Source organism: Novosphingobium sediminicola (assembly GCF_014196525.1).
Classification (GTDB): domain Bacteria; phylum Pseudomonadota; class Alphaproteobacteria; order Sphingomonadales; family Sphingomonadaceae; genus Novosphingobium; species Novosphingobium sediminicola.
This window is the reverse complement of sequence record NZ_JACIDX010000012.1, coordinates 176,339-186,055: the sequence shown is the minus strand read 5'-3', so window position 1 is coordinate 186,055 and position 9,717 is coordinate 176,339. Positions and strand designations below refer to the sequence as shown.

Annotated in this window: 8 protein-coding genes and 1 pseudogene; 4 read left to right on the top strand and 5 right to left on the bottom strand. The window is 62.8% G+C overall.

Annotation, left to right across the window (positions count from 1 at the left end; genetic code table 11):
- Together GGR38_RS24205 and GGR38_RS16065 are read right to left on the bottom strand one after the other, a co-directional pair.
- A pseudogene (locus GGR38_RS24205) lies at nucleotides 1-140 on the bottom strand (5-dehydro-4-deoxy-D-glucuronate isomerase); the annotation flags it as partial.
- Nucleotides 141-265: 125 nt separating this feature from the next.
- Nucleotides 266-1,285, bottom strand: a complete 1,020-nt coding sequence (locus GGR38_RS16065; RefSeq protein WP_172338533.1) for a substrate-binding domain-containing protein — start codon at nucleotides 1,283-1,285, stop codon at nucleotides 266-268.
- Between the two features lie 165 nt (nucleotides 1,286-1,450).
- Here GGR38_RS16065 and GGR38_RS16060 point away from each other — a divergent pair, with 165 nt between their 5' ends.
- The 4 genes from GGR38_RS16060 to mazG all read left to right on the top strand — a co-directional run bounded on the left by GGR38_RS16060 (nucleotide 1,451) and on the right by mazG (nucleotide 6,043).
- Nucleotides 1,451-2,956 carry a UxaA family hydrolase gene (locus GGR38_RS16060; RefSeq protein WP_183627185.1) on the top strand — a complete coding sequence of 502 codons (1,506 nt, stop codon included), beginning with the start codon at nucleotides 1,451-1,453 and terminating at the stop codon, nucleotides 2,954-2,956.
- A 106-nt stretch (nucleotides 2,957-3,062) separates the two neighbouring features.
- Nucleotides 3,063-3,854 carry a 2-keto-4-pentenoate hydratase gene (locus tag GGR38_RS16055; RefSeq protein WP_183627184.1) on the top strand — a complete coding sequence of 264 codons (792 nt, stop codon included), beginning with the start codon at nucleotides 3,063-3,065 and terminating at the stop codon, nucleotides 3,852-3,854.
- Between the two features lie 34 nt (nucleotides 3,855-3,888).
- On the top strand, nucleotides 3,889-5,160 hold the full coding sequence (locus GGR38_RS16050) for an MFS transporter (RefSeq protein ID WP_246404764.1): 1,272 nt from the start codon (nucleotides 3,889-3,891) through the stop codon (nucleotides 5,158-5,160).
- A gap of 88 nt (nucleotides 5,161-5,248) precedes the next feature.
- Nucleotides 5,249-6,043, top strand: a complete 795-nt coding sequence (gene mazG / locus GGR38_RS16045) for a nucleoside triphosphate pyrophosphohydrolase (RefSeq protein ID WP_183627182.1) — start codon at nucleotides 5,249-5,251, stop codon at nucleotides 6,041-6,043.
- Between the two features lie 218 nt (nucleotides 6,044-6,261).
- Here mazG and hflX read toward each other — a convergent pair whose 3' ends face one another.
- The 3 genes from hflX to ntrX all read right to left on the bottom strand — a co-directional run bounded on the left by hflX (nucleotide 6,262) and on the right by ntrX (nucleotide 9,708).
- Nucleotides 6,262-7,587, bottom strand: coding sequence for a GTPase HflX (gene hflX, locus GGR38_RS16040; protein ID WP_484549396.1), 1,326 nt, complete (start codon nucleotides 7,585-7,587; stop codon nucleotides 6,262-6,264).
- Entirely contained in the window at nucleotides 7,587-8,186 is a 600-nt protein-coding gene (hfq, locus tag GGR38_RS16035; protein ID WP_183627181.1) for an RNA chaperone Hfq, read from the bottom strand. The genes hflX and hfq overlap by 1 nt, the downstream gene beginning before the upstream one ends.
- 136 nt (nucleotides 8,187-8,322) lie before the next feature.
- Nucleotides 8,323-9,708 (bottom strand): nitrogen assimilation response regulator NtrX, encoded by a 1,386-nt coding sequence (gene ntrX / locus GGR38_RS16030; protein ID WP_172338539.1) that lies wholly within the window; start codon nucleotides 9,706-9,708, stop codon nucleotides 8,323-8,325.
- Nucleotides 9,709-9,717: the final 9 nt, after the last annotated feature.

Below are 9,717 nucleotides of genomic sequence, written 5' to 3'. Positions count from 1 at the left end.
AACCGCTCATTATGCGAGTAGTTCAGGTTCACCTGACCCTCAACAAACATCCCCCCGACCAGATAGCGGTCGCGCAGTTCATCATTCGATACGCAATCCATCATGTCAGGATGCGTCGCGTGGTAGGTCTTGCTAAACATGGGTAGCTCTCCCGGCAAAGATTTGGTGCCGTCCGGCACGTGATTGATCGCTTGGTAGCGGGTTTTGGTAACCGGTGTCAATAATCGCCAAACATGACCTTTCGCGGACAGTCAGACGCTCGAAATCACCCCTTGAACGGCGCCGTCGAGGCCCGCTCGACCAATTCGGAACGGAAGAAAGACTTGTGTTCAGCAGCCCGATCCGGCTGGATCAGCTTGAAGGCCGCCGAACGCGCCATCGCCCGGATCGGCCAGCGCACCGTACTGAGCGGAGGCCAGATATGCGCGCCGATAGGGGTATCGTCGAAGCCTAGAATCGAGAGTTGGCGCGGCACTTCCAGCCCCTGCTCCAATGCTGCGTGGAGCACAGCGGCGGCCATCTCGTCATTGGCGGCAAAGATCGCGCTGGGGCGCGGATTTTGACTCAACACCTGCTTGGCGGCCGCATAGCCCGATTCGAACGTGTAATTGCCCGAGGCCCGCAATTCGTCAGGCAGGCTCAGACCATGCGCCAGCAAAGCCTCACGCAGCCCCGCCTCACGCTCGCGCGCCGAGCGGAAGCCGTCAGGCCCGGCGACATGACCGATCCGGGTATGGCCATCGCGAATCAGCTTGTCCACCGCCTCGCGCACGGCCTCGCGGTCATTCGATTCGACCAGATGCTCTTCATCATCCAGCCGCGCCGAGCCCATCCGCACATAGCGACAGCCCAATTCCGCGCAGAGCCGCGCCACTTCGTCATTTTCAGAAACCGGTGGCAGAACGTAAATGCCGTAGAGCCGCTGCTGCTCGATAAAATGGCGGATGTCGTCGAAAAGCTGTGGGCTTTTGCGATCCACCGGACGCACGACCAGTGCGAATTCAGTGCCCTTCATCGCGTCGAGCATACCTTCCTGCACCGACAGGACCATCTGCGCATTGGGGTTGTCGTGGATCAGGCCGATCAGGAAATTGCGCCGCAAAGCCAAGGCTCTGGCCTGAGGATTGGGCACATAGCCCAGATCGCGGATCACCGCCGTCACCTTGTCTCGCGTTGCATCGTTGAGCAAGGGCGAGTTGTTGATCACGCGGCTGACGGTCTTTTTCGACACGCCCGCAAGGCGCGCCACATCATTGATCGTCGGCTTGGGCTCACGATTGGCCACGTTGTTCCCACCTCTCTGGCTCGTCTGCACTTTTGCTGCCTTGCCCTTGCATGAAGAAGGGTGCAAGCAGGAGACTTATTGACACCGGTTACCATAAACGACATTCCCACGCAAAGGCGAAACCCCGCGTGGGGAGATTCGCAAAACGAACCCTTGGTGAGAATGATGAGCCTGCAACCCGCCCTGATCCGCGTACATCCTGAAGACAGCGTCGCCGTGGCGCTGCGGCCCATCGCGGGCGGAGAAGTGATTGCGCTTGGCGATCAGCATTACACCGCACACACCCCCATCCCCCAGGGCCATAAGCTGGCGCTGATCGCCCATGCGCCGGGCGATACGGTACGCAAATATGGGCAGCCCATCGGCAAGGCCACCGCCGCCATCGTGCCGGGCGATCATGTTCACACGCATAATCTGGCCACGGCGCTGGCAGGCGAATTGACCTATGCGCCTGATGCCCATGGCGATGTGGCGGCGGCGCGGCCCAATACGGCCCAATGGCGCGGCTATCTGCGCGAGGATGGCCGTGCGGCCACGCGCAACGAGATCTGGGTGCTGCCCACGGTCGGCTGCGTCGGCCTGACCGCCGAACAGGTCGCGCGCGAGGCCAGTGCCCGCCATACCGATCTGATTGCTGCCGGGCGGATCGACGGCATCCATGCCTTTTCCCACCCCCATGGCTGCTCGCAATTGGGCGACGATCTGGCGGGGACGCGGGCGGTTCTGGCGGGCCTTGCGGTCAATCCCAATGCGGCGGGCGTGCTGGTGTTGGGGCTGGGCTGCGAATCGAACCAGATTGCCGAGCTGATGGCACTGGTCCCTGAAAGCGCGCGGGGCAAAGTCGCCACCCTCTCCTCGCAAAGCGCGGGCGATGAGTTGGCCGAGGCCGCCGCGCTGATCGACGCCATGGTGGAACAGGCCGCATCGGCGCAGCGGGTGGACCTGCCGCTCTCCGCGCTGGTGGTGGGGCTGAAATGCGGAGGGTCGGATGGGTTTTCGGGCCTGACTGCCAATCCCCTGCTGGGCCGCTTTGCCGAAACGCTTGCGGGCGCGGGCGGAACGCCGGTGCTGACCGAAATCCCCGAGATCTTCGGCGCGGAACAGGCCTTGCTCTCGCGTTCGTCGAATGCGCAGGTGTTTGATGCCGCCGCCGCCTTGGTCAACCGCTTCAAACGCTATTACCTCGATCAGGGCCTGCCGGTTTCGGAAAACCCCTCGCCCGGCAATCTGGCGGGCGGGATCACCACGCTGGAGGAAAAATCGCTGGGCGCGGTGCAGAAGGCCGGTCACGCCGCGCTCTGCTCGGTGATCGACTATGGCGAAACCGCGCCGCTGGGCGGGCTGGCCTTGCTGGAAGCGCCGGGCAATGACGCGATTTCCTCGACCGCTCTGGCGGCGGCCGGGGCCACGATGGTGCTGTTCACCACCGGGCGCGGCACGCCGCTGGGCTTTCCGGTGCCGACCGTAAAGGTCGCCTCGAACCATCAACTGGCCGCCAACAAACCGCATTGGATCGACTTCGATGCCGCCATGGCATTGGACGAAGGTCAGGATGTGGCCGATGAGGCCTTCCTCGCCCGGCTGGTGGCCATCGCCAGCGGGGAAAGGACCGCCGCCGAACGCCATGGCCAGCGCGCCATTGCCATCTGGCGGCGGGGGGTAACCTTATAGGCAAGGCGGGCTGAAAGCCGGTTTATGCAATCGCTTGTTCTTGTGATCGATTGCGATTGACACCGGTTTCCATTAATGAATTCACCCAAAGGATTGTGGGATCAGGATGCACACTCAAGAAACCGATCAGGCCATCGCACAGGCCTTCGTCGCGGCCCGCCGCTCTGGCGAGGGTCTGGCCACCTATCCCGGCCCAGCGCCGACCACGCTGGCCGATGCCTATCGCATTCAGGACGCCGCGATTTCGATCGACGGGCGCGCGGTGGCCGGATGGAAAGTGGGCAGGATCAACGCCCCGCTGGATGCCGAATTGGGCGCAAACCGCCTTGCCGGGCCGATCTTTGTCGATGCCGTGGCTGATGATGGCGCGACCATGCCGGTATTCCCCGCAGGCTTCGTTGCGGGCGAGGCCGAATGGCTGCTCCATGTCGCCCCTGGTTTTGCCGGCCCTGTTCCCGCCGATGATGCCGCCACCAAGGCGGTCATCGACGAGGTGCGCATCGGCATCGAAATCGCCAGTTCGCCCTATCCCGGCATCAATGCTGACGGCCCCTGCGTAACTGTTTCCGATTACGGCAACAATGCGGGCCTCGTGCTCGGCGCGCCGGTGGCCGGGTGGGCCGATCTCGACCTTTGCGCGATTTCCATTGCCACCACCATCGACGGCGCGGTGGTGGGCGAGGCAACGGCGGCCACAATGCTCGACGGCCCCTATGGCGCGGTGCGCTTTTTGCTGGCCAATCTGATCTCGCGCGGGATTGATGTGTCGGGCGGGCTCTGGGTCTCCTCGGGCGCGGTCACAGGCGTGCATCAGGCCGTGGTCGGCCAGAGCGTGATCGCAAGTTTCGGCGATCTCGGCTCGGTATCCTGCACGCTGGCCCCCGCCCAGCCCCGTTAACGCGCCGCCAAGAAGCGCAATTGGAGATTGGATGATGACAGGCTTAATTGAGCTGGATCCCAAGGCTGGACGGCGGCGCTGGGTCGTGTGCGGTTTGCTGTTTGCGGCAACGGCGGTGAATTACATCGACCGTCAGATGATCGGCGTTTTGAAGCCCACGCTGAAGGAAGAACTGGGCTGGCAGGAAAGCGATTTCGCCACTATCGTGTTCTGGTTCCAGATGGCCTATGCGATCGGCTATATCTCGTTTGGCCGGATCGTGGACGTACTGGGCGCACGGCTGGGCTATGCGGTGGCCATCGTGATCTGGACCGCAGGCCACATGGCGCATGGTTTTGCCACCGGGGTCGCCAGTTTTGCCGCCGCCCGTTTCGGGCTGGGCGTGGGCGAATCGGGCAATTTCCCCGCCGGGATCAAGGCCGTGGCCGACTGGTTCCCCCAGCGTGAGCGCGCCTTTGCCATCGGTCTGTTCAACGCGGGGGCGAATGTGGGGGCGATCATCACGCCGCTGCTGGTGCCTGCGCTGGTGTTGTGGTTCGGGTGGCGATCGGCCTTTTTCATCACCGGCATTTTCGGCCTGGCATGGCTGGTGGCATGGTGGGCGCTTTATCGCCATCCGCGCGAAGAGGCCAAGATTACGCCGGGCGAACTGGCATGGATCGAGCAGGACCCGGCCGACACCACCGAGAAGATCGGCTGGGGCCGCCTGATTACCCTGCGCGAGACATGGGCCTATGCGCTGGCCAAGTTTCTGATCGACCCTATCTGGTGGTTCTTCCTGTTCTGGCTGCCGGGCTATCTGTTCGACCGCTATCACCTTGATCTCAAGAGCTTTGGCCTGCCGCTTGCCGCGATCTACATCATTTCGGATCTGGGCAGCGTGGCCGGGGGCTGGCTCTCGTCCTTCATGCTCAAGCGCGGCTATTCGGTGAATGTGGCGCGTAAACTCGCCATGCTGATCTGCGCCTTCTGCGTGCTGCCGATCTATTTCGCGCAAAGCATCGAAAGCGTGTGGGGCGCGGTGCTGGTGATCGGCCTTGCGACGGCCGCGCATCAGGCCTTCTCGGCCAATGTGTACACCCTGCCCTCCGACATGTTCCCCCGCGCGGCGGTGGGCAGCGTGGTGGGCATCGGCGGCACGGTCGGCGCGCTGGGCGGCATGGGGATGGCGCTGTTCACCGGCTATATCCTCGACGCCACGCACAGCTACGAATTGCTCTTCGCCATTTGCGCCAGCGCCTATCTGGTCGCTCTGGCGGTGGTCCACCTGCTCAGCCCTCGTCTGGCGCCCGCCACGGTGGAGTAACGAAATCCTCCCCCCATGATTGCTCATGGATTGTCTGGACCGGGAAGGCTGCCTAAAGCTTTCCCGGTCCTTTTTTTGTGAGTGCCTTATGACCGCTTCGCTTTCCCGGCTGTTGAACATCATGGCGCGGCTGCGCGATCCCGAGCGAGGCTGCGAATGGGATGTGGCGCAGACCTTTGCCACCATCGCGCCCTATACGGTCGAGGAGGCCTATGAGGTAGCCGATGCCATCGAGCGGGACGACATGGCTGGCCTGCGCGAGGAACTGGGCGATCTGCTGCTGCAAGTGGTGTTTCACAGCCGGATGGCGCAGGAGGCGGGCCTCTTCGCCTTTGATGATGTGGCCGATGCGATCAGCGACAAGATGGAGGCGCGGCATCCGCATGTTTTTGGGCCGCATGTGTTTGGTGATGCCGTCGATGAAGGCCAGTCGCGCGAGGTCCGCTGGGAAAAGCTGAAAGAGCAGGAGCGAGCGGATAAGGGCGCGTCGAGCGCGCTGGACGGCGTGGCCATGGCCCTGCCCGCGCTGATGCGGGCGGAGAAATTGCAGAAGCGCGCGGCGCGGGTCGGCTTTGACTGGCCCGATGTGGCCGGGCCAGAGGCGAAGGTGGCCGAGGAGGTGATCGAGTTGGCCGAGGCGACCACGGACGAAGAGCGCGTGGCCGAGGCGGGGGATTTCCTCTTTGCCGCCGTCAATCTGGTGCGGGCCTATGGCATCTCGGCCGAAGAAGCCCTGCGCGGGGCCAATGCCAAGTTTGAGCGGCGCTTCAAGGGGATGGAGGCGATTGCCGGGGCGCGCGGGGTGGATTTTGCCGCGCTCTCACTCGATGAGCAGGAAGGTTTGTGGCAGGAGGTCAAGAAGGGGGAAAATGCGAGGGTCTAGACCCTCGCGCTCCCGTTATTGTCTGCGTTGGGTATAGGGTTCTGCGTCAAGTATCGGACGCAGCGTTGAAATTTTAAAGCCTGCGCCGCCGTTATATAGCGCCGCAGGCTTTACAGCCCATTCCAAAACCTATGAACCTTTGCGCCACCCCATTAACGGGATTGCAAAGGGACAAGTCCCTTTGCCCGCCGGAGGCACACTTAAACCCCTTAACCGACCTACAACCTCACAAACCGCCCAAATTCCTTAGGCGTCAGCTTCACCGACATCACCCGCGCGGGTTCATCTCCCCCGGCCTCCTCGTCGGCCAGCACCTCGCCATGGGCATAGAGCCAGGCGATGCGCGCGCCATCATGGACCGGGATGGTGAAGCGATGCTCCCGCGCATCCCCGGTCAGCAACCGGTTGGCGGTTTCGAGCAATTCCTCGCAGCCCTCGCCCGTCACGGCCGAGAGCGGGACAACCACTTCGTCATCATGGGCGGCCTCACGAGCGGCGTGCCAGAGATGCGCGGCCTGTTCGGCGGAGAGCAGGTCCCACTTGTTCCACACCTCGATCATCGGCACCGAGGGAGCGCGCGTGCCCTCCTCCAGCAAGCCGAGGTCTTCAAGGACGGAGAGCACCTGCTCCTTCTGCGCGGCGGTATCGGGATTGGCGATATCGCGCACATGGATGACGATATCGGCCGCCGTCACCTCCTCCAGCGTGGCGCGAAACGCGGCGACCAATTGCGTCGGCAGGTCGGAGATAAAGCCCACCGTGTCCGACATGATCGCCTTTTCGATGCCCGGCAGGCGGATCGCGCGCATCGTCGGATCGAGCGTTGCGAAGAGCAGATCCTGCGCCATCACGCTCGCCCCGGTCAACCGGTTGAACAGCGTCGATTTGCCCGCGTTGGTATAGCCCACCAGGGCCAACACCGGCCAAGGTGCCTTTTCGCGCCGATCGCGGTGCAACCCGCGGGTGCGACGCACCTGTTCCAGTTCGCGCCGGATGCGTGCCATGCGGTCGCGGATCATGCGGCGGTCAGCCTCGATCTGCGTTTCGCCCGGACCGCCAAGGAAGCCGAAGCCGCCTCGCTGGCGCTCAAGGTGGGTCCAGCTTCGCACAAGGCGGCCCTGCTGATAATCCAGATGCGCCAATTCGACCTGCAAACGCCCTTCGGCGGTCGCCGCGCGCTCGCCAAAGATTTCCAGGATCAGGCCAGTCCGGTCAATCACCTTGCGCTTGAGTTTGTCCTCAAGGTTGCGCTGCTGAACCGCAGAGAGCGCACCATCGACGATGACGAGTTCGGCCTCATGCAGATTGCACTGGGTGATGATGTTCTGGATCTGGCCTTCGCCGAACAGCGTGCCGGGGCGGGGTTCGCGAATGGCAATCGGGACGGCCTCGGCAATCACCAGCCCGATGGCCAGCGCCAGACCTTTCGCCTCTTCCACGCGCGACTCGGTGTCGGAGGCGCTCGGGCGCCCCCGAATCTCGGGGCAGACGATCAGAGCGCGTGCGCCCCGTGTAACCTCGCCCTCGGCTTCCTCTCCGAAAATCAGGCGTCTGAACCTTCTTCACCATCCCACTCGCCGGTCAGATCGACCGGACCAAGCGGCTGAATTGTCGACACCGCATGCTTATAGGCAAGCTGCACATAACCTTCGCGTTCCAGCATCATGCAGAACAGGTCATAGGCCGCCACGCGCCCCTGAAGCATCACGCCGTTCACCAGGAACATCGTGACCTGCACGCTGGACGAGCGGATCGAGGAAAGGAACACATCCTGCAGCAGGCGGGCCTTCTTCGACGCGTCGCCGCCCTGCGGGAACAGGCGCGTGTCGATGGGTTGGCTGGGCATGATGGTGGAAACGGCGTGCTTATAGACCAGCTGCGACTGACCATCACGGCGCAGAAGGATCGAGAAATTGTCGAACCACGTGACAATACCCTGCAACTTCACGCCCTTGACGAGGAACATGGTGACGGGGGTCTTGTTCTTGCGCAGATAGTTCAGGAACTGGTCCTGCAAATTCTGGCTGCCCTTGCCCGACGGCGCGGGAACGGGTGCTGCGGCAACGACTTCGTTGCCCTCTTCGCCTTCGACTTCTTCAGGCTTTGAACGCGGACGAGCGGAAAGCGTGCGGCCAGTAGACATGGTTTGCTCCTATTGTTGGCGGCCGTTTCTACGGTCCGCATTCTGGCCAAAGGTGATTCTGCGCCTCTGGCCGATTGAGTCCCATGTCTAGCCTCTCGCAGTTGCAGCGTAAATGCCGAAATTGCGAAAGACGTATTCACTCTTCCTCGTCATCATCCCGCTTGTCGCCCATGCCCAGCAGCTTGAGTTTACGATGCAAGGCCGAGCGCTCCATCCCGATGAAGGCGGCGGTCTTTGAAATATTGCCGGAAAAGCGCCGGATCTGGACCCGCAGATATTCCCGCTCAAAGTTTTCCCGCGCCTCACGCAAGGGCACGCCCATCAAGGAGGACATGCCGGAATCTCCGGCCAGACGCCCGCTGTTGATCTCGGCGGGCAGCATATCGACCTCGATCCGCCCCAGCCTCTCGCGCGGGGCCAGAATCACCGTGCGCTCCACCACATTGCGCAATTGGCGCACATTGCCCGGCCATTCATAGGCCTGCATCGCGGCCATCGCCTCAATGCTGATATCGGGCGGCGGCATGCCTTGATCATTGGCATAGCGGGCAAAGAAATGCTGAACCAGCACGGGAATATCCTCGCGCCGCTCGGCCAGCGGAGGCACCGCCACCGGAACCACGTTGAGCCGATAGAACAGATCTTCGCGGAAGGTCTTGTCGATGATTTCCTTTTCCAGATTGCGGCTGGTCGAGGACACCACGCGCACATCAACGCGGATCTGGCGATTGCCGCCCACGCGGACAAATGCCTGCTCGGTCAAAACCCGCAGGATGCGCGCCTGAGTCGACAGCGGCATATCGCCCACTTCGTCCAGATAAAGCGTGCCGCCATCAGCCAGTTCGAGCAGCCCTGCACGCACCAACTTGCCATTGGCCTCTTCGCCGAACAATTCCTCTTCGAAGCGTTCAGGCGTGATCCGGGCCGAATTGACGCTGACAAAGGGCTTTTCCGCCCGCCCGCTCCACGAATGGAGCAGACGCGCCGCCACTTCCTTGCCCACACCCGAAGGCCCGGAGATCAGCAGGCGGCTGCCGGTATTGGCAACGCGTTTAAGTGTGGCGCGTACATGGTTGATTGCACTGGATGAACCATGAAACTCCGTGCCCTGCGCGGTGTCCAGCTTCAGCCGCGCGTTTTCCCGGCGCAACCGCTCCGTTTCCGTGGCGCGTTCGACTAGATGCAGCAGGCGCTCGGTCTCAAAGGGCTTTTCGATGAAGTCCATCGCCCCGCGCCCGATCGCGGCCACCGCCGTGTCGATATTGCCATGGCCCGAAAAGATGATGACGGGCAGATCCGGCTCACGCGTCTTGATCGCGTCCAACACCTCCAGCCCATCCATCGGCGAGCCGTGCAACCACACGTCGAGCAAAACCAGCGAGGGACGCCGCCGGTCCACCTCGTCCAGCGCGGCGCGGCTGTCGCCGGCGGTGCGGCATTCATAGCCCTCGTCGGAAAGCACACCGGCAACCAGTTCGCGGATGTCTTTTTCGTCGTCAACGATCAGGATATCGACAGCCATCAGGCTTTT